Origin of the sequence: Alkalimonas sp. NCh-2 (genome assembly GCF_039631345.1) — a bacterium.
Lineage (GTDB): Bacteria > Pseudomonadota > Gammaproteobacteria > Enterobacterales > Alteromonadaceae > Alkalimonas > Alkalimonas mucilaginosa.
Genome location: NZ_JBDIUV010000005.1, coordinates 32,705 through 55,589 on the forward strand (window position 1 = coordinate 32,705; position 22,885 = coordinate 55,589).

The 22,885-nt window shown below is 53.5% G+C and carries 14 protein-coding genes; 5 read left to right on the forward strand and 9 right to left on the reverse strand.

Features of this window, described 5'->3' with window-relative positions; genetic code table 11:
• Nucleotides 1-144: 144 nt before the first annotated feature.
• Entirely contained in the window at nt 145-1,467 is a 1,323-nt protein-coding gene (locus ABC502_RS13125) for a DUF4397 domain-containing protein (protein WP_345916165.1), read from the forward strand.
• A gap of 61 nt (nt 1,468-1,528) precedes the next feature.
• Here the strand turns inward: ABC502_RS13125 and ABC502_RS13130 are convergent, their stop codons facing one another.
• The 3 genes from ABC502_RS13130 to ABC502_RS13140 all read right to left on the reverse strand — a co-directional run bounded on the left by ABC502_RS13130 (nt 1,529) and on the right by ABC502_RS13140 (nt 8,793).
• The gene (locus ABC502_RS13130; protein WP_330087602.1) at nt 1,529-1,822 is read right to left on the reverse strand and encodes a hypothetical protein; all 294 of its coding nucleotides are present in this window, start codon (nt 1,820-1,822) and stop codon (nt 1,529-1,531) included.
• 107 nt (nt 1,823-1,929) lie between these two features.
• The gene (gene pulA / locus ABC502_RS13135; RefSeq protein WP_345916166.1) at nt 1,930-5,910 is read right to left on the reverse strand and encodes a pullulanase-type alpha-1,6-glucosidase; all 3,981 of its coding nucleotides are present in this window, start codon (nt 5,908-5,910) and stop codon (nt 1,930-1,932) included.
• Between the two features lie 39 nt (nt 5,911-5,949).
• Entirely contained in the window at nt 5,950-8,793 is a 2,844-nt protein-coding gene (locus ABC502_RS13140; protein ID WP_345916167.1) for a TonB-dependent receptor, read from the reverse strand.
• A 281-nt stretch (nt 8,794-9,074) separates the two neighbouring features.
• Between ABC502_RS13140 and ABC502_RS13145 the strand changes: the two genes are divergently transcribed.
• Nucleotides 9,075-10,499, forward strand: coding sequence for a hypothetical protein (locus tag ABC502_RS13145; protein WP_345916168.1), 1,425 nt, complete (start codon nt 9,075-9,077; stop codon nt 10,497-10,499).
• A gap of 9 nt (nt 10,500-10,508) precedes the next feature.
• Here the strand turns inward: ABC502_RS13145 and ABC502_RS13150 are convergent, their stop codons facing one another.
• Nucleotides 10,509-11,738: a hypothetical protein gene (locus tag ABC502_RS13150; RefSeq protein WP_345916169.1), complete on the reverse strand. Its 1,230-nt coding sequence runs from the start codon at nt 11,736-11,738 to the stop codon at nt 10,509-10,511.
• A gap of 134 nt (nt 11,739-11,872) precedes the next feature.
• The gene (locus ABC502_RS13155) at nt 11,873-12,406 is read right to left on the reverse strand and encodes a DUF3617 domain-containing protein (RefSeq protein ID WP_345916170.1); all 534 of its coding nucleotides are present in this window, start codon (nt 12,404-12,406) and stop codon (nt 11,873-11,875) included.
• Nucleotides 12,407-12,601: 195 nt separating this feature from the next.
• Here ABC502_RS13155 and ABC502_RS13160 point away from each other — a divergent pair, with 195 nt between their 5' ends.
• Both ABC502_RS13160 and ABC502_RS13165 read left to right on the forward strand, forming a co-directional pair.
• Complete coding sequence (locus ABC502_RS13160) at nt 12,602-14,716, forward strand: TonB-dependent siderophore receptor (protein ID WP_330087609.1); 2,115 nt, start codon at nt 12,602-12,604, stop codon at nt 14,714-14,716.
• Between the two features lie 23 nt (nt 14,717-14,739).
• Complete coding sequence (locus tag ABC502_RS13165; protein ID WP_330087610.1) at nt 14,740-15,879, forward strand: heparan-alpha-glucosaminide N-acetyltransferase domain-containing protein; 1,140 nt, start codon at nt 14,740-14,742, stop codon at nt 15,877-15,879.
• A gap of 21 nt (nt 15,880-15,900) precedes the next feature.
• Here ABC502_RS13165 and ABC502_RS13170 read toward each other — a convergent pair whose 3' ends face one another.
• Both ABC502_RS13170 and ABC502_RS13175 read right to left on the reverse strand, forming a co-directional pair.
• The gene (locus ABC502_RS13170; protein ID WP_330087611.1) at nt 15,901-17,232 is read right to left on the reverse strand and encodes a DUF2235 domain-containing protein; all 1,332 of its coding nucleotides are present in this window, start codon (nt 17,230-17,232) and stop codon (nt 15,901-15,903) included.
• A 110-nt stretch (nt 17,233-17,342) separates the two neighbouring features.
• Nucleotides 17,343-18,329: a 2-dehydropantoate 2-reductase gene (locus ABC502_RS13175; protein WP_330087612.1), complete on the reverse strand. Its 987-nt coding sequence runs from the start codon at nt 18,327-18,329 to the stop codon at nt 17,343-17,345.
• A gap of 175 nt (nt 18,330-18,504) precedes the next feature.
• Here ABC502_RS13175 and ABC502_RS13180 point away from each other — a divergent pair, with 175 nt between their 5' ends.
• Nucleotides 18,505-20,709, forward strand: coding sequence for a TonB-dependent receptor (locus tag ABC502_RS13180; protein WP_345916172.1), 2,205 nt, complete (start codon nt 18,505-18,507; stop codon nt 20,707-20,709).
• 39 nt (nt 20,710-20,748) lie between these two features.
• On the opposite strand, the gene ABC502_RS13185 is transcribed toward ABC502_RS13180, so the two are convergent.
• Both ABC502_RS13185 and ABC502_RS13190 read right to left on the reverse strand, forming a co-directional pair.
• The gene (locus ABC502_RS13185) at nt 20,749-21,411 is read right to left on the reverse strand and encodes an SDR family oxidoreductase (RefSeq protein WP_345916173.1); all 663 of its coding nucleotides are present in this window, start codon (nt 21,409-21,411) and stop codon (nt 20,749-20,751) included.
• Nucleotides 21,412-21,499: 88 nt separating this feature from the next.
• Entirely contained in the window at nt 21,500-22,807 is a 1,308-nt protein-coding gene (locus ABC502_RS13190) for a TIGR00366 family protein (protein ID WP_345916174.1), read from the reverse strand.
• Nucleotides 22,808-22,885: the final 78 nt, after the last annotated feature.

Below are 22,885 nucleotides of genomic sequence, written 5' to 3' on the forward strand. Positions count from 1 at the left end.
CCCCAAAATGCTCACTGCCTTACTTGCCCAGAGCATAAAAGTGTAACCCACTGTAATCAATTGTATTATTTTGACAATAGCCCTTCTTTGCCAGCTCAACTCTCAGTAGTCTCTGCCAGTTACTAACCAAATAGGTATTCCCCCATGTTGACGCAATTTCGTATTATCAGCCTCAGTTTGCTTGTTCTGTCCGGAGTCGTCGCTTGCGGCGGCAGCTCCGATAGCAAGAATGATGAATCCAGTTACTCGCAAAGTTATCTGCAGTTTTATCACGGCGCCGATCATCTGCCGCCGGTCGAACTGCAGATCAACAGCCTTCAACCCAGCCAGCTAAGTTTAGGGCAGGCTTCCAGCTTGCGGACTTTGGATGCAGCTGAGCACACTGTGAACCTGAGCACAGTGCAGAACCAACAGTCATTACTGGAAGACACTCTGACACTAAAGTCCGGCTACAAACATTTGATGATCTTAACCGAACAAGAGGGTGAACCAGAGCTACTGGCCGTTGAGTTCGATCGTAATACTGATTTAGATCAGCAATTTATGCTAACACTAACCAATCTGTCCGTGCAGTTTCCCGAGCTGGATATCTATCTCGCGAAACCAAGTGAGAGTATTAATGAGGCGGAGCGGCTCGAAAGCCTGAGCCCGTTTGAAGTCGCTTACCCAACGAATAAACTGGCCCGCGGGCACTACACGCTTTACCTGACCAAACCAGGTGAGCAGCAGGTATTGTTTCAAAGTCAAAGCTTTCACTTTCAATACAACAGCACCTACAGCCTGATTGTCCGCGATCAGCAAGGCCCATTGCCTGAGCAGTTGGTGATTGATCTGGTGCTAAACTCCAATGCAACGGACCAGTTACTGCACCGCGCAGCACCAGCACAGTTCCGGTTGTTTAACAGCATGCAGTCTGTTGCAGTGCTGTTGGATCATCAGCCATTGCTCACGTTAAATCAGGCCGAGTTCAGTGACTACAGCGTCCTGACACAGGGGGATTACCAATTGTCGGTGCAAGACACCGATGGCAGCCCGCTGCTTAGCAACCAACTGCTCAGTCTGCAACAAGGCCAGAGTAAGGTGGTCGTGCTGTTTCAGGATGAACAAGGAGCCACCCGCAACCTGCAATATCTTGAAGCCAATCGTCCACAACGGCAACAACACGATGTGACGGTGCTGAACCTGAACCAAACCTTTGCCGAATTAAATCTGTATTTTGTACGTTCCGATGAAACCATTCAAACCGCCCAATACAAAGTACAAAAGTTAGCCATCGGCAAACATCAACAAATCCGGTTACCATCCCATGAAGTGTCGCTGGCCCTGACAGCCATCACCAGCCAGGGCAACGAGCTGTTACTGGAGAAAACCGCTCCTTTAACTCTCGAGCAGGATCAGCACTATTTGATTAGCCTGGAGCACGATCCGGCCAGCCCGAACGATGTGAAATTACGTTTGGTGTATTGATGCAGACGGGCGGAGGACGGCAACCGACGTCTTCCGCAATCCCATCACCGCCACAAGCTGCTTAGTCGGCAATCAGCCGGCTTTGAGTGAGCAGCGTGCACTGATACCCCCAGCCACGCTGCCGCTCGATAAAGTCGGCGGCTTTTTGCGCGCAGTATCCTGCTTCATTTCGGGCCCGCCATAACACCTGCTGCTCGCCTTCACGGCTGTAATGCACTTCGCACGGCAGCTCCCCTCCTTCCGGGTAAACCACCTCAATCAGGCGTACCGAGTCGCCACGGGTGCATTGGGTGGTTTGAGGTTGGCCAGCTAGCGCTGGCAGGCTAAACAACAGTATCCAGTACAGTAGTTTCATGTTTTATCTCCCACAGTTACCGACTAAGCAGTATAGCAAAGTCATACCGCTTTGCTGCGTATCAAAAAAGGGGACCCGAAGGTCCCCCACAAGGCCAGGAAAAGTCGTTAATCTGCGGTCACAGTAAACACCGGTGCCGTTGGATCGCTGGCGTCGATGGTAAAAGTGTAATCACCGGCTGCCGGGAAGCTTAGGCTTAGGTTGCCGCCGTTGGATACCAGCGTTTTACCCACGCCCAGCTCCATGGCGCCACCGTCATCACCGGCACCGTAATTGATGTCGGCCCAGTCGGCATCGGCAAACTTAAACTCATAGCTTTGTGCATTCAGCGCTACGGTGACTTGATACTGCTCGCCCCCGATATACATGAATGGAATGGTTGGGTCCCAATCCGGGCCACTCATTTGCCCACGTAAATAAATGGTCGTCGCTCCATAAGGCCGCCGCTCTTCTACCAGCAGTACCGGTGCTTCCGGGTTGCTGGCATTCAGGATAAAGCGGTAAGTCCCGGCTGTGTCAATGCTCAGCTGCAGGTTGGCTCCAGCCGGCGCCAGTGTTTTCTGGCTAGCCAGTTGGACCTGCTGACCGTCACCGCCGGCACCAAAATCAACGGTATTCCAGTCCGATGAAGCGATCTTAAAGTCGTAATCATCCACGGCCAGATAACGCTCCAACGCATAAATGCCGGCACCTTCATACAACAGCTCATTTTCGGTGCTCCACTCATTCAAGGTACCACGAACAAAGATGCTGGTAGCCTCATACGGCGGGATATCCGGTGCGCCTGTTGTTGCATCGGCCGACAGGCCTTCGCCCTGATCGCCATGCTGCGGTTTGATAAAGACCGCCATGGTGCGGGCCGGTACCACAAAGGTGCCTTCGTCATTGCCTTGCTGGAAATAGGCCGAGCGCACCCGGCTATCAACCGAAGCCTGCTGGATCGGGTGCAAGTCAAAACCGGCTGCAGTTGGGATGCTGTGCGCCACTTCATGAGCACTGCCGTTGATCACCACCACCAGCGCATCGATGGTTGGATCCAGATCGGCCAGCCCCAGCCCATCGTCGATGCTCATCACAATCAAGCCGGGCGTCTGGTTGCTGCCAACATTGTGAAAACCAACTCGGTCCATCACATCCTGGGCGGTCCGCAAGCGGAACAACGGATGTTGACTGCGAATGCGCAGGAACTCGTTAAAGACTTCAGCAGCAAAGGAAATATCCTCCGGCTGCACTGCGGTATTGGGGTTTAAAAACAAACGGGCAATCGCATCCCAGTTGCCTTCATTTTTTTCTGCCAATGGCAGCCCCACCGCCCAGTTATTGGTCTGGAAAGTAAAGTCGACGTAATTGAACCAGTCACCGGAGTCATAACTGTCTCTGTCCATCGACTTGGAGCGCAGGAAGTCGCCACCCAGTTGCAAGAAAGGAATGCCCTGGCTCATCAGCGGAATGGCAATGGAGATGTTCTGCGCCCGGACCCTGTCTGCCGCAGACATCTGCTCATCCAGCCGGTACTGCAACTGATCCCACAGCGTTTCATTGTCGTGCTTGGAGACGTAGTTGATGATATCGGCTGGCATTTCAGCATAGCCAGCTGGCTGACCATTCCAGTTTAAGCTGGATGCCGGGCCCGAGCTGCCACGATGCGTCAGCAGCACATAGTCTTTTAAAGTAGCTGCCAGGCTAACCCGGATGATGTCCAGCTCGCTGCGATCTGAGTCACTTAGCTCCGACTTGAATAACGCCGCGCTGCGCACCCCTTCCCGAATGCGATCGTTGAAGGTACCGACCGCAGTGCCAGCCATATCCTGCTGCTTGGCCTGGGTAAACAAGCGGTTATTAGCCACTTCGCCAAAGTTCCAGCCTTCGCCGTAGAAGTAGGTGTCTGGGTCGACCGCACGGACTGCCTCACGGGCCGCCAGAATGTCTTCTTTGCGGTGATGGCCCATAATATCGAAGCGGAAATCATTGTAGCCGAAGTCCCGCGCCAGGATCACCAGCGAGTCGCGGATAAACTTATCCATCATCCGGTGCTCAGTGGCGGTATTCTCACAGCAGGTCGAGCGTTCAATCACCCCGGTGCTTTCGTTGTAGCGGTGGTAGTAGCCCGGCACTATTTTGTCGAACACCGACTTATCAAACAGACCGGACGAACTGGTATGGTTGTAGACCACATCCAACGCCACCCGCAGTCCCATCTCATTCAAGGCCTGGATCATGGCCCGCACTTCCCGCACCCGGGCCGGTCCCTCTACCGCGGTGGCAAAACTGCCTTCCGGCGCAATAAAGTGGTGTGGGTCATAACCCCAGTTAAAGCCATCCAGATGCCGCATCGACTGCACCAGTGCCTGAGCTTTGGTTTCATACGGCAGGTAGCTTTCCAGAACCGAGATGATGGTAGCGCTGTTGCTTTCGACACCACAGACCGGTGCCTGCGGGTTCAGCTGACACAAGCGACCAACAGTATCGGTGATTTCCACCCGCTGGCTGACATCCTCGTTGATATTGGCCTGATCCGTTGCTGGCAGCACATGGAAGTGGGTGACGCCGGCCTCGGCCAAACGCCGCAAATGCTGCACCGGCGCCGAGTCTTCTTCGGTAAAAGCCAGGTACTTGCCGCGCCAGCCGGCCCGGGTGCTGATATCGCGGATACTAAAATCACGGATATGGCCTTCGTAAATCACAATGTCTTCCGGCTGCTGCACCACGGGCACTGGACGCTGATCCCAGCCTTCCGGCTTGAAGTCATCGTCGTTCAGATCGACAAACTGACTGAAACGGCCATTGATTGAGACATTCAGCGAGTAAGGATCGGTCGCTTCCATTACCTCGACTTCACGGGTCAACGGATGATAGGCAGTGACCTGATAACGGTAGAACAACCGGTCCAGCTCGTCACGATCAGCGCTGTACGACCAGACACCGGTCTCACTGTGGTAATCCATCAACACACTGTCTTGCAGATTTTTTGCCGCATTGTAGACCTGCAAACGCACTTCATGGGCGGTGGGTGCCCAGACCGCGGTATGGATGCTGCCCGCCTCGTAATGAATCCCCAGCTGGGCCGACAGGGCACTGTTCTCGCCATAGGCGTAGAGATCATCCAGCACCTTGGCGGCCTGCACCCAGGTTGCCCTCAGTAACTCACCCTCTTGGTTGTAGGCTGCCAATGCCAGCTGCTGACGCGCCAGTTGCTTAGCTGTCGCCCGATCCACATCCAGCATAAAGGCAGGCTGATCGCCAAGGTGAGGCACCAGCGCCCGCTGCGTATCGGTTAAATCCACCGGCACCAGTTCAATCGACTGGCCAGTCAAATCCTCATCCAGTACCTGAATGCCAGCCTCGGCATCGTGAAACAAGCGTACCCGGTTGGCGGCCCAGACATCGGCATTCCAGATCAAAGTATGCTGATCGATCCAGTGTGCCGCCGCACCCTGCACACTGACACCCAACGACAGCAGCGGGTATTCAAACACCGAAGCCACTCCGGAGAAGGTCCAGTTCATGCGGGCAAAATCCGGGTCGTCTTGCGACAACGGCATGGTGAAATCACCACCGCCCATCTCTTTGCCGGAGTCTTCGGTGCCAATATGGATAATAAAATTACCGCAGGCCCCTTCGGTACCGGCATAGCCCTCTTTCAGCTCCAGCAACCAGTAGGCACCGTAGTTGGGATCGATGCCGGTAATCGGCAGACCATTGTCCCAGGAGGGGGCTATCGACGCTGGTTGGTAAGCATCGCAGGCATCGTTGTTCCAGGTGTGCAGCCGCCAGCCATCGTAGTTGCCATCCTGCGGCCTTTTGTAAAACAGCACAGCCTGGTTTTCATTCGGGAAAATGATCGGATCCGGCGCATTGGGGTCCGCCCCCACCACGCAACTTTCATTCATCGCATCCGGCACTGTGGGTGCAGGGCACTGGATTGGCGGTGGATCAATACAGGCGGTGCCGGCCTGGTTCGGAATTTGCGGTACAGCACAGGTCAACAGGACCTGGCCCTGCTCGGTGGAATCGCCGCCGCAGGCACTGAGCAACAGCAACAGCAGCGCACTGGCACCCAGCTTCAGGCATTGTTTGATACTAGACATTTTTCTTGCTCCAATTCGTAGTCAGTTCCGTGCTCAGTGTCAGAAGACATACACAGCGCCGAGGAAATACTGGCGGCCAAAAAACTGCAGGGTGCCGGTCTGGGCCTGCTGCCCAAAGTAACTTTTGGTCGGCTCATCGGTCAGATTGTTGACCTGAAACAACAGCTTCAGATGGTCGTTCCACTGATAACCAGCCTGAAAGTCGACCACGGTTTCGCTGTGAAAGTTGGTGACCTGCTCATCAATGCCAATCTGGGTGGAGACAAAAGGCGAGCGATAGCGGCCGCTGATGCGGGCCTCAAAACCTTCATACTCCCAAAACACGGTGGCGGTCAGGACTTCGCGGGATAAACCTTCAAAGCTCATGGGCACCGGATCGCCTCCCAGCGGATTGACCAGATTGACCTCACTCTGGGTGTAGGAGTAGCTGCCACTGACCCCAAGACCAGACCAGAAATCCGGCAGGAAATTAAACACCTGGGTGTAAGCCAGTTCCAAACCCCGAATGTAACCGCCATCGTCGTTGTTGACCGCGGTAGAAAAAGCGCCATTAAAGGTCGCTCGCGGAATACCATCCTCGTTAATGATCTGATCCGGTACCGGGAAACCGGCGGCTTTAAAATCAAACTCCTGAATGGTGAAGTCATTGATAAAGGACTTGATGTCCTTGTAAAACAAGGCCGCAACAAAAGCGCCGGCCGGGAAGTACACTTCGTAGGACAAGTCGTACTGCGTCGCTTCAAACGGACGCAAGAACGGGCTGTTTGAGCTGTTGCCACTGACTTCGCCATCGTCGCTGATAAAAATCGCGGTATTGGAGGCCAGCCGGTTAATCGGTGGCCGCGACATCACTTTGGCAGCGGCAAAACGCAGCTGGGTGCTGTCGGTCAACCCTAAGTTCAGGTTCAGGCTGGGTAAGTAATGGGTGTAAGTATCGCCGATAATGCCCGGGGCATAGCGGCCGTTGATCAAGCCAACCTCATCGACAATAAACTGGGCCCCTTGCAGCGGGTCGCCACCGACATTGGCCAGATCAGTCGCCGACTGATCGGTATGCACCCGCCGCACCCCAACATTACCGCGCAGCGGCAGGCCAAAAATTTCGGTATCCAGATTGGCCATCAGATAAGCGGCCAGCACATCCTCAAACACCCGGCCACTTTCCTGCACCGACCAGCTGTAGTTCGGTCCCACGCCGGGCGTCGGGCTGTTGATCACATCCGGGTTGCCGCTGCCCCAGGTTTGCACCGGCTGCGGGATGCCCTGCGGGAACCAGGCATTCAGCGCTTTATCCAAATCAATCGCCAGGTAGCTGGGGAAGTAACTGAATTTGCCTTTAAAATCGACCACATCCACCATGTCCTGCGTTAAACGCAGCGGCGGTTGTGAGCTCAGGAAGGCGCCATCACTGCCGTATTCGAACACCGAGCGATCGTTGCTGTAACGTCGCTCGGAATAACGCACCCCAGCCTCAATCGAGCGCAGTACCGGCAGGTCCAGCTCGTAACTCAAATCCAGCTTATAGGCATTGACCGCATCGGAGTTTACATAAGGGTAAATGCCGTATTTGCTGACCATCACCCGGTCGATATCGGAAAAGGCCGCCGCCTGATTAAAGCCCATATCCGGCAGGTTCAGTCCATTCAGCAAGTAGCTGATCGACACATTGGTATCCAGGACAGGTACCTCGGCATTGGCGTCCTCGGCCACCAGCGACCACAGCAAGCCATTGCGGAAATCGCTGCTGGCAGTCGAGCGTGACACATCCAGCGACAGATTAAGCCGGTCGGTCACATCCCAGTCGGCATTCACGCCAAAACTGTTGACCTTATTGAAGTCCCGATTGTCGTCGTTGACGATTTCCACCCGGGTAAAGCTCTGAGAGGTGCGGTTAAAGGTACCGCCAATCACCGAATTATTATTCAGCACCGGGTTGCCGACAGCGGCACTGGCCCCACCCAGTTTTACCCGAAAGCCGCGGGCAAAAGCTTCTTTATCAAAGCGCGATAAAAACGCATCGGCTTTTAAGGTGAAATTACTGACCGGCACCCACTCGACCGAGGCCAGATAACCATTGCGGGTCTCTTCACCACCCCGGTGCTGGATCTCAAAACCTTCACTGAGAAACTCCGGCTGACCATTACCGGTAACATCTTTTTGTGCATTGTAAGCCAGGCCAATAAACTGGGTAGCGACACTGGGCTGGTACAAGCGGGCATAGCCCAGCGCCAGCCCCAGGGTGTCGTCCAGATATTTGCCCTGATACGAAAAACTAAAGCGGTGGCCCACACTCTGACCATCCGGCACTTCACTGGCCCGGTCGTTGTACATACCGCGCAAATTTACCGTGAAACTATGCTGTTCGGCGTTGCGCAGCGGGCTGGCTGTTTCCAGCTCGACGGTACCGGCCACACCGCCTTCAATCAAGGAAGCTTTCGGCGACTTGTACACGGCCGCCGAATTGATCAGCTCCGACGGGTACTGATCAAATTCAATATTCCGCTTACCGCTGGTAGACACCTGCTCGCGGCCATTTAAGGTGGAAAACACAAAGCCACCCGACATGCCACGGATATTTATCTCGGCAGCCTGACCACCGGTACGAACTGCCGATATCCCCGGCAAGCGGGTCAGCGCATCGGCCATCGATACATCCGGTAAAGCGCCTAAATCATCGGCCGAAATGGTCTCGGATACGATGTCGCTAAAGCGTTTGGCGTCCAGTGAGCGGAATAAGCTGCTGGCGAAGCCCCGCACCTGGATCACTTCCACCTGTTCTTCGACACTGGCTGGCACACCCTGTTCTGTATCAGCCATAGCCAAACCACTGACACCGGCGGCGGCAAGCGCCAGTGTCAGCAGCGTTTTTCTGGTCTTCAACATGTCTGTTGTCCCCGTTTTTCTTGTTGTTATGGCGGGTTTTCGTCGTTACACCCTGTCGCACCAACCCACCCGGCATCGGTGATGCCTTGCACAGTTATGGACAGAAATTAACCAATGGACAAGATGAATACGTATTCATAGCTCATTTACTAAAGTCGTGATGCACCTAAATGAAGCAGCCATCAAGTAACGCAGTTCTCTTTACTTTCGATGCCAATCAAGTATGTTAGCTACCAGATAAAGCTCCATGTCCATACCGACCATCCAACGGAGTAGCACTTGTGGTCAAAACTGCAGCTCACACCACCAGCTCAACTGTGTCTATGCGGCAACTGACCCGGCTGCTGCATCTGCTGTATCAACCAAATAATCCAAATGATTCGCTGTATGGGCTGATGCGGCGTTTTTTTCAGCATGAGCAAGCTGCTAGGCTGGAACTCGCCACTTTGCAGCAGCATTGGCAACAAGCAAAGCAACAGCAAGCACCGGATATCAGCCTGCATCGCAGCCGTTATAACGAGCGGCATTATCAGTTAGAACAGCAGCGGCAACGCCGACTGGAGCAATGCATGCACTGCTGTGAGTTGCTGCTGCAATTATCCGAGGGCAGCCAGCCAGCGGAAACCTTGACCCGTTCGGCCAGGATCCTGGGCAGTTTGCAACTATTGGTACCAGAGCAACCCAGACGCACTCTGGAAGTGCAATTTAGCTTCAAGCTGCTGTACAAAATGGTACTGACCTTGCGTTTATTGCAACATCGACTGGAGCGCAGCTTAATGCCAGCCAGCTGGCAATTATGCTGGCAGCAACGTCAGACAGAAGAAGCTGCGGAGGCAGACTGTCCGTTCCGCCATCAGATCCAATTGCCCTTGCTGCTGGCCACCATGCTGCAGGAATATGGGCAACTGCATCCATCGGCGCAAAAGTTGCTGCAAAATGCAGAACGTCGCATCGATCCATTAACCGAATTCAACAGTGAAGAACGTTATCAGTTTTTACTGCAAAGCCATCAGGGTAGTTTGCAGTTATTGCAACAGGGGTTAGGCCATTGGCCTTATCAAGGTGCGGACAAGCAAGCACGACAATGGCATGAGCAACAGCAGCAAGCCCAACAACAATGGATTATGCAACTGCTGGAGGCAGCACAAGCACCAGGTACCAGCATTGGCAACCTGTTGAAAGTCCCTCAGGTCTATACTTCTATTGTGATGCCGGGGCGAAAGCGCTTCCGCTACGAGTCACTACCTAAAGCAGCCTTATTATTAAAGCAGGGCGTGCAACAGCAACTCTACAGTGCCGATTGGGTCGATCAACTGCTCAGAATCACCGGCTTATTTCCGCAAGGTTATGGCCTGGCTTTTATTCCGGCGAAACACAGTGTGCAAAGCCGGGATAAGTACGAATTTGCCATCGTCAATGCACTTTACCCAACACAGCCTCAGGTGCCACACTGCCGCATTGTCACCCGGCAGTTGCAGTACAAAAATACCGGCAAAGATTATCAGATCCCGATCGCACAGAACCTGTATTTCCGCCCCGCCCGCAAACAACTGGAGGTGATACCAACAGAGCGGCTGCAAGAAATTTTGGCCAAGCTATTTGACGATGCCGAACAGCGCTTCTTGCGCCAGTTGCTGCCGCGCTGCTGGCAGCCGCACGATTTTTTCAGCCAGCCCGCGCACCAGAACTTGTGGAATAAGGGTTGAACAACCTTGTCAGAAAGGAATAAAAACCTGAATATTACCACCACCAAACTGCAGATTATGCAGCTTAACCGTTGGGTTAATCAGTACGTAGGCCCCGCTTTGACTGCTAAGCGACCAGATAACATTTGGGCTTAACTTTGATAACCAGCCATGGTCTTTTAACGACTCATCACTTTGCTGACGGAACTCACTGCGTATATGGGCATACCCCGCATAAATCGTAGGACGCCATAGCCAGCCCTCAGCCAAAGGCCGCTCGGCACGCAGATAACCAAAAGCTTCACGGCGGTATTCGGCAGCACGGTCACCATCAGCAAAGCGGCTGTCTTTTTCGTCCAACCGATTGAGCTGCATGCCCACAGCCTGCAACTGCGGCGAAGACAACCACTGCCACTCCATGTTCAGCTGCTGAAAACGGCGCTGCAACTGCCAATCCTGGCCTGCATCCGGTTGCGGTAGCTCCTCAGCACTACGACGGCCATAAAGCCCTTGCCCTTCAATAATAAAACGGGCTTTTTGACGCACATTCAGTTGCCAGTGGATACCGGCAGAGTATTGCTCATCCGTGAACAACTGCTGCAACTCATGATTAGCAAAGCGGGTCTTAAGATTCAAGTTGATAAAAGTGCTTAATTTATGCCCGGAAAAATCCTTACCACCAGCAGCATAAAGGGTCAGAGGACTGCGCTGATAGCGGTTGTCACTGTAGGTTTTATTGTTGTAGAACACATCGGCAAACACCAGAGCACCACTGAACCAGCTGCCATCGGCAAAGTAACGGTTTGCTTCCAGTTGCAGATCCATATCTTCCTTGGCGCTGTTCACCTCGCCCCAAAGGCCCAGGTCCCAGTGTTGTGAACTCTGATAACCTGCGCCAAATAAGGTGCGATCATAGGCACCATCCAGGTCTTCCGAGCGTTTATGCCGTATACCAACAAAAACCGGTGCCTCGAAGGTCAGTTTTTGTTGCAGCTGTGAGTGAATGTAAAACTCTTTGCCCCGACTGCTGCCACCCGTACCGTACCAGCCATTTTGCTGCCATAAAGGCGTTGCACCTTGCAACGGTTGCTCGGTAAAACTCAAGCGCTGTAAGAAACTTTCTCGGTTGTAATCGAAAGAGCGTCCTTCAAGGCGTTCCAGACGAAATGGTTCGGGGCCCTGCCAACCCAAGGCGGCCTGAGCCATAGGGGTAATCAAACAAAAGGAAGTGGTTAACCAGCAATACTTACGATAATTCATCGGATCTTGTTATGAAAAATAACGGCACTTTGCCTGACTCTGGCTGAACCAAATCTGAACCACTTGCTAAGCTGCGGTATGAGCCGCATTGAACTGCTGGACCGGGAAAACGCTAACGCGGCTAAAGGCACTATTTAACCGCAATCAGCTTGTAACCACTTGCCTTGCTGCTGCATGGTCATGCGTTCTGCGCGGCCATTAACCTCAGTGGTAAACTCCGCATTGCTGCGATAGGCGCGGCGACTTTCCAGCACCATTTCACCCTGACCGCGGGAGGGTGGCTTGGTCTGGCAATGAAAGGTAAATTCAAAGCGATTGTTGCCCTTGGGCGTTAAACTTTGCTCACAGCCATCCTGCTGTGGCAACATGCCCTGCTCAATATCTTGTTGGGTTAAGCAGACCTGGATCGAGGAACTGGTGCCACCAAATCGAATGCCCTGTTGTTCCAGCATCGACTCCATCATCTGGCGCTGCGCTGCGGGCAAGTTTTCCAGCTGCCGCTTGGCCTCTTCCATCGCCCGTTCCAGCTCGCCGCTTTCGCTTTGCATGGTAAAACTGTGTTCCCACAAGCCGGGATCCATATCCAGTTTCAGTGAATTAGCCTGCAAAGGGAAAATACATGAAGCGAGCAGAATGGCCGCTGATGCGGGCATCAAAATAGATTTCATAACAAGCATCCTTGTTGTTGCATCAAAAAATAGCCAGGACTTCCCGCTCCGGCGTTGGGTTCAACCAATAAGGTTAGTCGCTGAATGGTTAAATTGCCAGCTTGCTGACAGAGACCATTACATTATTACTTCCCAATAGATGAACTGTTATGTTATAACGTTTAGCCAATTTTACCACGCACTAGCCTATATCCTATGCCGCTATCGACTCTAACCCAACTCTGCCTGCTGTGTGCCACCGCTGGCAGCACTGCTGTATCTGAAATTCCAGAGGCTAGCCTAACCGACAGTGAACAAGCCGTTATCGAACATATTCGTGTGTACCACAGGCAAGCGTATCGCGGCGATGTACCACTGCGCCTGCAGCCACAAGCGGTGGAAACCATCAATCTGGAGCTATTAACGGATACAGGGATCAGTAGTTTTCAGCAGGCACTGGATTTATCCGGCAGCATAGCACGGCAAAATAATGGGGGAGGCCTGTGGGACAGCTTCTCTATCCGTGGCTTTCCTGGTAATGAAAACATGCCATCAGGTTATCTGGTGAATGGTTTTAATGCGGGCCGTGGCTTCAGCGGTAACCGCGACTTGTCCAACATTGAATACATTGAAATTATGAAAGGCCCTGGCTCTGCGTTGTTTGGTCGTTCAGAGCCTGGTGGCACGGTCAACATTATCACCAAAAAACCACAATTTGAGCCACAAGGCTATCTGCTGTTTTCCGCCGGCAAGTTTGATCAGTACCGGCTGGAAGGTGATTACACCAACGGTGTCACGGATCAGTTAGCGATACGTCTAAACGGTGCTGTGCAGGATTATGGTAGTTTCCGTGACTTTGTCGGCAACGAGAAAACCGTCTTTACGCCTTCAATCAGTTATCGGATTCACCCAGGCAGCACTCTGAACTATGAATTCGAGTACCTGCAGCAACGGCAATTATTTGACCGTGGTGTGGTGGTACTCAACAACGATCTACGTACTTTACCGCGCTCACGCTACCTGGGGGAGCCCGATGATGGCCCGACAAAAGTACATGCCAGTGGCCATCAGTTAACTTTAGACAGCAGCCTGTGGCAGCGCTGGACTTTGCTGGCCGGCCTTGGGTATCGCACATCCTCCCTGCAGGGTTACTCGTCGGATGCCGAGCTGGCAGAAGCCCGCCAGAGCCTGTTCGAGGATGGTGAAACCCTGACCCGACAACGTCGTTACCGTGATTACGACTCAAAAGATTTGACGCTGCGCTTTGAGCTAAGCGGCAATGTCCAGTTGGCTGGGGTAACCCACCATCTGTTGCTGGGAACCGATGCTTTTGATTACAGTCTGTACACCCGTCTGGATCGTTTCCGCGGCCCGGCAGGCAGCTACAGCCTGAATATTTATCAACCGATCTATGGTGGTACCGCTGCTGAACCTGTGAACTTATACATCAACGATGAGACACAACGCGGCATCGGTCTGTACCTGCAGGATCATCTTGCTTTCACCGAGCGCTGGCACTTGTCTGCCGGGCTACGACTGGACCGCATTAAACAGCAACTCACTGAGCAGGTCAGCGGTGTAGCCAGTGAGCAGCAGTTTACCCAGTTCAGCCCACGCTTTGGCCTGGTGTATCAATACAGTCCACACTTAACCTTTTACAGCAACTATGCCGAAGGCTTTGTGCCCCTGAGCGGCACCGACTTTAACCGTACCATGTTTGAACCGGAGCAAAGTGAGTCGCTGGAGCTGGGTGCCAAATTTAGCCTGGATGCAGTGCAAGGTACCATCACGCTGTTTCAGGCAGAAAAATCCAATATTCTGACGTCAGATCCGTTGAATGCTACTTTTCAGGCAACCCTTGGCCGGGCCCGCAGCAGCGGCATAGAAATCGATCTACACAGCCACCTGAGTGACAGCCTCTACGCCGACTTTTCTTACGCCTATATGGATACCCATACCGTGGGTGAAGCCTTAAACCCGGATTGGGGCAGCCTGGTGCCAGCCGGCAGCCGCCTGGTGAATGTACCGAAACACAACGCCAGCCTGGTACTGACTAAGCTGTTGCAACTGGCTGGCAAAGACAGTAAAGCCGGTATTCGGCTACGGTTTGTGAGCAGCAGGTTGGGCGACTCCGTCAATCCGGACTATCAACTGCCGTCATTCACGCTACTGAGCCTGTTTGCCAGCAGCGAACTCAGCGAAAAGCTAAGCGTGCAGCTGAATATTAACAACCTGTTCGACCGCCATTATGTGCACAACTCGTACAACGAACTCTGGACAGTGCCGGGCGAGCCACTGAGTTATCAAGCCAGCCTGCGCTATCAGTTTTAATTTTTCGGGAATAGCATAGCTTTATGTCAGAGACTCTGGTTAAAAAACGAATTGATGCGATTGATATGATGCGGGGCTTAGTGATCCTGCTGATGCTGCTGGATCATGTGCGTGAGCGATTCTACCTGCATATGCAGGTGTCCGATCCGATGGACATTGCCATCACCGAGCCCGGCCTGTTTTTCAGCCGCTTTGCCGCGCACTTTTGCGCTCCGGTATTTGTGTTTCTGACTGGTTTATCGGCCTGGTTGTATGCCCACCCGGCACAAGGTGTTCCACGCTCTGCACGTCAGTTTTTAGTAAAGCGGGGCCTCTTTCTGGTTGCTCTTGAGATCACCCTGATTACGGTATCCTGGATGGGCAGTTATCAAACCATCTGGCTGCAGGTGATTTGGGCCATTGGCCTGAGCATGCTGGCACTGGCAGCTTTGCTGGCATTGCCATATCGCGTGCTGGCCCTGTTGGGGCTACTGATTGTCTTTGGCCACAATGCCTTAACACCGATCAACTTTATACCCGGTGATTGGGGCTACAGCCTGTGGACTATCCTGCACGATCGCAACTATTTGCTGCAAAGCGATTGGCTAACTATCAGAGTAAGTTACCCGGTGCTGCCATGGATTGGTGTGATCCTGCTGGGTTATGTCGCAGGTCCCTTGTATCAGATGGATGCACCAGTAAGACGGCAATGGCTACTTCGCCTGGGAACAGGCGCTTTACTGCTGGTTTTGCTACTGCGTGGTTTCAATATTTATGGTGAAACCTTGCCCTGGCAACTGCAAGCGAGTGCAGTGGCCAGCCTTATGTCCTTGCTTAACTTTACCAAGTACCCACCGTCACTGCATTTTTTGCTGATTACGCTAGGGGCTATGTTTTTACTACTGGCACAGATGGAGCGCTGGCACAACAAAGCAACAAAGGTACTGGTAACCTTTGGTTCCGTACCTATGTTCTTCTACATCTTGCATTTGTACGTACTGCTGGCACTGTACAGTCTCTGCTTTATGGTGTTTGGAGCCAATCAGGGAGCTTTGTTTGGCGTCGATCATCTCAGCCTGATCTGGCTGATTACGCTAGTGCTTGCTGTGGTGCTGTACTGGCCGACCAAGTGGTTTAGTCAGTACAAACACAGCAGCAGAAAAACCTGGCTCAGTTACTTGTAACCTTTACCACGAAAGCTGCTATCAGGCGGCAAAACGCAGCCCGGATTCATCACCGCGCTGCCAGACACAAACCGCCTGACGCAGCCCGGTTTTCTCAAAAGCCAGCTGTAATCGCGTGCCGGGTTGCATGTCCTTGCTGCAGCGCAGCCGCACCCCTCCTTGCTCACTGTAATCCAGCACCTGACATTCAAACGCCTCGGTGGATAAATACAAGCGGGCTGAATCAGCATCCGGTTTGGCAACCAAACGCGGGTATTGCCGGCGCTCACTACCATCCGTTGCCTCCACCTTGGCGGCAGCATCCTGCATACCGCCTGGCAGGCTGGCAAGGTAGTCTGCCAATGTGGCAGGTAAATCCGGATTCTGCGGCTGATAATAACCCGACTCAATGCGCTGATAAACACTGCTGTGAACCCGCACTCCCATCGCAGCTTCATTGCTTCTACCATAAATACGGCGGATATAAGCTCCATTGTTGAGTAAAGCCAACAAACGATAAGGCCAGGTATAGGAGTTGTGTTCGCGCTGCATCGGGGCGGTTCGAAGCTGTTGTTCCAGATAGGGCTCGTCAAAACTCAATCCAAGTGCTCTGGCTTTTTCCAGCATCCACTCCAGACAGGTGTCCGATAACCCGGAACGGGGGTAACCACCGCCAATATCGGAATGAACACCGGCAAACCAGCATTGCTCAACCTGTTGATCAGGTTGTATCTCACCAGTCCACAAGTCCGGAGCAAAAGGCTCACGCTTTTCATCCAGTGCCAGCGCATGGTAGGCATATTTGACCAGCGGGCTTAAATGCGTATCAAAAAAACCAATCCGGGAGCGGCCCCAATGATTAAGCGCCAACACGGGTACCCCCAGAGCCCCAACGGTATCAAAAACCCCTACCATGCGAATGGTTGGTCGGTAGTTGTGCTGATAAGGGTTGTTTAACCATAGTGTTGCCCGTTGCTCGGGCGCTGAACGGTAGTAACGATAAGCTTCCCCTAATTCATGCAACTGCGGCTTAGACACCAACCCCAGCGCATGCACCATCCCTACCACAGCTCGTGCCGTATAAGCGCCACGACTAAAACCAAAGCAGTAGATTTCATCACCGCGCTGGTAGTTGTGGACTAAGAAGCGGTAAGCCCTTAACACATTACGGGCCACCCCCATGCCAAAAGCACCGCCAAAAAAGCGATCTACCCGACCAAAGGTGCCTACTCCCTGATCATAAAACACCACCTGATGACGGCCATCCTCCGCCATCGGCTGGATAGCCCGGGCAATCTTCACAATGTTGGTTGGGTTTTCCTGCGGTTCATTCCAGGTGCCATCACAGCATAGAATGATGCGTTTGGATGTCATGGCGATGCCTCCTTATGCGTTGCACAATGGCATACCGCCTGGCGGTAACGGCGCCTGTATTTAGCATAGCCTAAACTGATTAAAAAACACCCGGCAGTACGGTCTTTATCCTACCTACAAAGCAAACCACGGTTTTTGGCCATCAACCGGGTCAGACCATAGAGTGTATCGGTCCAGGGGGTAGCGAGATGCAGCCGCTGACCGATTTCCCGCACCGAGCCGACCAGCGCATCCAGTTCCAGACTGCGACCAGCTTCAGCATCCTGCAGCATCGAGGTTTTAAAAGCGCCGAGTTTGGCGGTGACGGCGAAGCGATCCTCGGTGCTTTGCTCAATGCTGCAGCCAATAGCCGCCCCTATTTGCCGGGCTTCTTCCATCACCCGGGCGGAAAAGTCCCGCACCAGCGCATCAGCCAGGATTTGATCGCAACTTGCATGGGTTAACGCGGATATCGGATTCATCGTCATATTGCCCCACAGCTTGTACCAGATATCGCGCTGGATCTGCTCTGACAGGCTGATTTGCAAGCCAGCTTGCTCCAGCAAGGCTGCCAGCTGTCGCAGTTGGGGGGTGATCTGGCCATCCGGCAGCCCCAGAATCAGGCCTTGCCCCATCACATGCGCTATCTGAGCAGGTGCTGTAGTGCGGCAACTGGCATGAATGACAGAGCCGATCACCCGCTCAGCCGGGATCAGCTGGCCAATCCGGCCATCCGGGTCTACGGTTTGCAGTGGGGCGGCAAGTAGCGCATCCGCGCCATGAAAAAACCACCAGGGCACCCCATTCATCGCCACCAACACCTTGCCGTGCTGGCCCATTAATTCGGCGACGGCCGGCGCGACACTCATTAATGACTGGGCTTTGACTGCCAGGATCACCAGGTCCTGCTCACCCAGTTCTGCTGGATTATCGCTGGCCCGCACCTGCACCTGATGCAGCTGACCGGCCTGCGTCAGTTGCAAACCATGCTGTCGGATGGCCTGCAGCGTGGCCCCCCGCGCCAATACCGACAACTGCACTTGCTGTGGCAGATGATGGCCCACTAAAACGGCCAGCCAGCCACCAATCGCACCGGCCCCGATAATTGCAATCTTCATGAAAAGCTCCCCTTTCAACAGGGTCCTCTTTATGACAAGGCCAACACTATAACAGCTGCAAGATGGAGGAAAACCCTAAAAACCACAAATAATAATGATTACTATTTGCATTTGCTATATGTGCCGTTATCATATCCGCGCTTTTATCCCCATTCATTGATATTAGGATGATGTAATGAACTCTGTGTTTACCCTTAGTACCTTGTCTCTATTGTTATTAAACAGCTCCGTCTATGCGGCAGAACAGCTTACCGGGCAATCCCATACCGATGATACCGACACGGAAGTACTGCTGGTGATCGGCAGCCGGCTGGACAGCATGCAGCAGGAACTGGAAATCCCGCGTTCGATGACCATTATCACCGACAAGCATCTGCAAAATGCCATCACCCAGGAGCTGAGCGATGCGCTACGACAAACGCCCAGCATCGCTACCAGCAATAACAGCCGCCCCTTAGCCGGCCAAATCAGCATTCGGGGTTTTGGCAATGAGCGCATCCATCTGGATGTAGATGGTGTCCGCTACCAGCAATACAGCGATGGCTCTGCCACCAATGCGTATCTGAATCCACTGGATATTGACCCCAGCATAGTACGGGCGGTTGAAATAACCCGAGGTGCTGATGGCATTGCGCAGGGCAGTGGCGCCATCGGTGGTCAGGTCCGGGTAGTCACCAAAGGAGGTTGGGATTACACGGGAGGAGAAGCAGGGCTTGGCGGGATAGTGCGGGCAGCTTATGGTGATGCACCGGATCTGCGTCAGTATGGCTCAACGTTGTTTTATGCCGATGACAGCTTTGCAGCGGCCCTGCACAGCAACCGCCGTCGTTTTGGTGAAATGAAGGTCAACCTGACCGACAGCAGTGGTGAGCTGCGCGGCCAGACCAAACGTATCAAGAATGACAGCCAAAACGATGACCTAAGGCTAAAGCTCGAACACCGGCAAGGACATCATTATGTCAGTAGCCATACCCAGCTCACCCGCAATGATGTAGCCGACTTACCCTTTCGCAATACCGACAGCTGGGCCGATCAACCACTGACCGAAACCGAACGCAGCAAGCGTATTAGTCAATCGCTGGAGTACCGCTATCAGGGCGAACAGAGCTGGCAAAATCTGCAGGCCCAGTTGTATCTGCAACGCTTTGAGCGGGACCGCTTGCAACAGGGCGAGATCATTCTGGGCGAGCTGGTCTACCCGTTCCATAATGACGACAGCTTTCGTGATCAGAACCAGGGCTTGAAACTGAGTCAACAGTGGTTTCAGCAGGGACAAAGCTGGTCTGGCGTACTGACCAGCTTTCTGCAGATGGATCGGGGTCAGTTCCGCGATCATGCCTACGATCACTTAAGTGAATCAACCAGTACCTACTATGGTCGGAGCAAAGGCAGTAATTGGGCTGCCGGCATGCGGTATGATGCCGATTGGTCGCATTGGCTCAGCTCGGAGGCTGGTCTTCGTTACGATCAGTACCGGCGTCGCTCAGAGCAGTTCGAGGACGCAGGGGTCAACAGCGATGGCAGTTGGTCATCCAATCTTGGCGTGACCGTCCGCCCCACTGAGTGGCTGCGTTTCTACAGCCGTTATAACGAAAGCTTCCGCGGACCAAACTTGCGTGAACTGTATAAGCAAGACGAATGGCGCTGCCATCGTCCAACCAAGATTTGCTACAGCGCACCACAGCCGGATTTGCAAGCCGAAAAAAGCCGCAACCTGGAAGTGGGTACTGGTCTGGTTTTCCAACAATTGGCCTTCGCCGATCAACTGATGTTAAAGCTCAATTGGTTCCAGACCGAAGTGCGTGACTTTATTGATACCGCACCTTTTATGTACAAGCTGGTCGATGGCGAGAAAGTTTTTGCCTCACCGCTGGAAGCCACCCACAGGGATTACTCCAGCCGCAATATCAGCAAGCTTGAGTCTCGCGGCTGGGAATTTGAACTGACCTACCGTTACCGGCAACTTGGTGTCTTTGCCAACTACAGCCGGGTGCGCATGGACGTGACCGGCATTCCCAACTTCTTTTTGGGGACCATTGAAGAACGCAGCCAGCCTTATGAGAGGGCGCCACAGGACAGTATCAATCTGGGGCTGAACTGGCAGTTACCGGCAGGGTTCAGCCTGACCACAGTGTCACGACTGACACGCGATATGAAACGACTGCCTCAGTTGTATCTGGATCGGGATATGGATGGCAAAGGCTCTCAACTGCATCATATGTATCTGAGTTATCAGCCAGAATACAGTGGCTGGGACGGCCTGATAGTTCGTCTTGGCATTGAGAATCTGACCAACCAAAGCTATGCCCTTTGGCCGGATCCGGAGAATCAGAGCATGCCAGGCCGAAATACCAGGCTTAGCATCAGCTATCAGTTCTGATGCTGTGGCTGCCATGCATTCGCATGGCAGCCCATTCCTTTACCAGGGCAGAGCTTCACCGCTGCTGTGAAAAAACTGGCCGCTGTTGCTGGCCGTAAGCTCATGAATGCGCTCGACCAGCCGGCGAGCTGCTTCATCCGGGCTGATATCGCCGGCAAACCCCACCATTTGAGTTTTGACAAAACCCGGATGGTAAATGCCAACATAAATCTGCTGACTGGCCAAATCCAGGCTCAGCGACACACTGGCCGCATTCAACGCGGCCTTAGCCATACGATAGCCGTAATAGGCACCGGAGCCATTATCGCTGATGGACCCCATCCGGCTGGTGATCATCGCAATCTTGCTGCCTTTTCTAAGCGCCGGCAGCATGGCGTGGCTGAGTACCAGCGGTGCCAGAGCATCGACCTGGAACTGGGCCTGAATACGGGATAAATCCAGCTCATTCAGCGTTTCATTGCTAAAAATACCAGCGTTATTGATCAGAATGTCGACCGAGTTGTTGGAAAACTGCTGCGCCACCTGCTGCAATTGCTCCGGCTGGCTAAAATCAATGCCACTGTGCACCGTCACATCCAGATCGGCCAGCTCAGCCGACATGGTGCGGCATAGCACCGTTACTTTGCAGCCCTTGGCTAAGTATTGTTTCACCAGCGATAAACCTATACCGCGGTTGCCTCCGGTAATCACTACATGTTGCATATGAATCAGCTCCCTGGTTCGTAAAAAAGATCATGGCGCCACTGTTATTGCGCCACTATAGCAAAACTGACAGGTCTCTGCTGTACGGTTAGTACCAGGTCAGCACCGCTGCTATCACCAATCCGGTTAAAAGCAATTGCAACAGACAAAAACCCATAATATCCTTGGCCTTTAAGCCGGCAATCGCCAGCACTGGCAAAGCCCAAAATGGCTGAATCAGATTGGTCCAGGCATCGCCCCAGGCCACCGCCATTGCCACCCGCTCGATATCAGCGCCCAGCTCCAACGCGGCCGGAAGCATTACCGGGGCCTGTACCGCCCACTGGCCACCACCGGAAGGCACAAAAATATTGACCAGGCCGGCACTTAAAAAGCTCCAAAATGGCAAGGTCTCACTGCTGGCAAAGCCAACAAACCACTGCGACAAACATGCAGCCATGCCCGATTGCACCATCACCGCCATCATGCCGGCGTAAAAAGGAAACTGCAGCAAAATACCGGCACTGCCGCTAATCGCTTGCTGCAAACTGGTCAGCAGATTGCGTGGGCTCTGGTGCAGTAAAATCGCCGCAAATAAAAACAACAAGTTGACGCTGTTTAAATTCAGGCCACCGCCATCACTAAAATACAGCCACAAGTAACCAAGCCCCAGGCCACCAAACAACCAGCCCAGCCAGCGGCTGTGCTCCAGTTGCTCAGCCGGCCGCTCGGGGACAGGTGCGGCTTGCAACGGCTCGGCCAGTTTGGTCGGGTCCACCAAAACTGCCTCGTCTTTATTGGGTAGCATCAAGCGGTTCAGCATCGGGATCAGCAGTACCAGCAGCAAGGTGAGGGTCAGATTAAAGCCGGAGAAAATAGTCTGACTGGTCGGGATCACGCCAATCAGGGTTTCAGAAAAATGCCCCTCCGTAGCAATGGTCAGTGGCACCGAGCCTGCCAGGCCACCATGCCAAATGACAAAACCGGAGTAGGCACTGGCCACCAGCAGGCGGTAATCTACCGCTACCCGCCGCGCCAACGCTTTGGCGAAAAAAGCGCCGACCACCAGACCAAACCCCCAGTTCAGCCAGCTGGCAACCAGTGCGACCAGCGTCACCCATACAATGGCCGTACCGGCACTCTGCACCTTGGCAGCCAGCCCATCCAGTGCCCGCTGCACCAAAGGGGTGGTCGCCAGTAAAAAACCGGTGACCAGCACCAGCATCATCTGCATGGCAAAGCTCAGCAAGCCCCAAAAGCCATCCCCCCAATACCGCAGAACGGTTAGCGGTGCCTGTTGCTGAAACAGCATGGCGGCCGCAAACACCAACAGCGTCAAAAGCAGCACCAGCACGAAGGGATCCGGCAGATAACGCTCGGTCAGACGAACAAAGGGTTTGGCTATGTTGCTCAGCATAAAGACTGTATTCCATGCATAATCATGCTGTTAGCCTAGCGGCTTTGCCAAAGAAGTACCAGCTGAGCTCAGTCAGTC

Coding starts and splice junctions, on each gene's coding strand:
- ABC502_RS13125 (WP_345916165.1), top strand. CDS start 145: ATGTTGACGCAATTTCGTATTATCAGCCTCAGTTTGCTTGTTCTGTCC.
- ABC502_RS13130 (WP_330087602.1), bottom strand. CDS start 1,822: ATGAAACTACTGTACTGGATACTGTTGTTTAGCCTGCCAGCGCTAGCT.
- pulA (WP_345916166.1), bottom strand. CDS start 5,910: ATGTCTAGTATCAAACAATGCCTGAAGCTGGGTGCCAGTGCGCTGCTG.
- ABC502_RS13140 (WP_345916167.1), bottom strand. CDS start 8,793: ATGTTGAAGACCAGAAAAACGCTGCTGACACTGGCGCTTGCCGCCGCC.
- ABC502_RS13150 (WP_345916169.1), bottom strand. CDS start 11,738: ATGAATTATCGTAAGTATTGCTGGTTAACCACTTCCTTTTGTTTGATT.
- ABC502_RS13155 (WP_345916170.1), bottom strand. CDS start 12,406: ATGAAATCTATTTTGATGCCCGCATCAGCGGCCATTCTGCTCGCTTCA.
- ABC502_RS13160 (WP_330087609.1), top strand. CDS start 12,602: ATGCCGCTATCGACTCTAACCCAACTCTGCCTGCTGTGTGCCACCGCT.
- ABC502_RS13165 (WP_330087610.1), top strand. CDS start 14,740: ATGTCAGAGACTCTGGTTAAAAAACGAATTGATGCGATTGATATGATG.
- ABC502_RS13170 (WP_330087611.1), bottom strand. CDS start 17,232: ATGACATCCAAACGCATCATTCTATGCTGTGATGGCACCTGGAATGAA.
- ABC502_RS13175 (WP_330087612.1), bottom strand. CDS start 18,329: ATGAAGATTGCAATTATCGGGGCCGGTGCGATTGGTGGCTGGCTGGCC.
- ABC502_RS13180 (WP_345916172.1), top strand. CDS start 18,505: ATGAACTCTGTGTTTACCCTTAGTACCTTGTCTCTATTGTTATTAAAC.
- ABC502_RS13185 (WP_345916173.1), bottom strand. CDS start 21,411: ATGCAACATGTAGTGATTACCGGAGGCAACCGCGGTATAGGTTTATCG.
- ABC502_RS13190 (WP_345916174.1), bottom strand. CDS start 22,807: ATGCTGAGCAACATAGCCAAACCCTTTGTTCGTCTGACCGAGCGTTAT.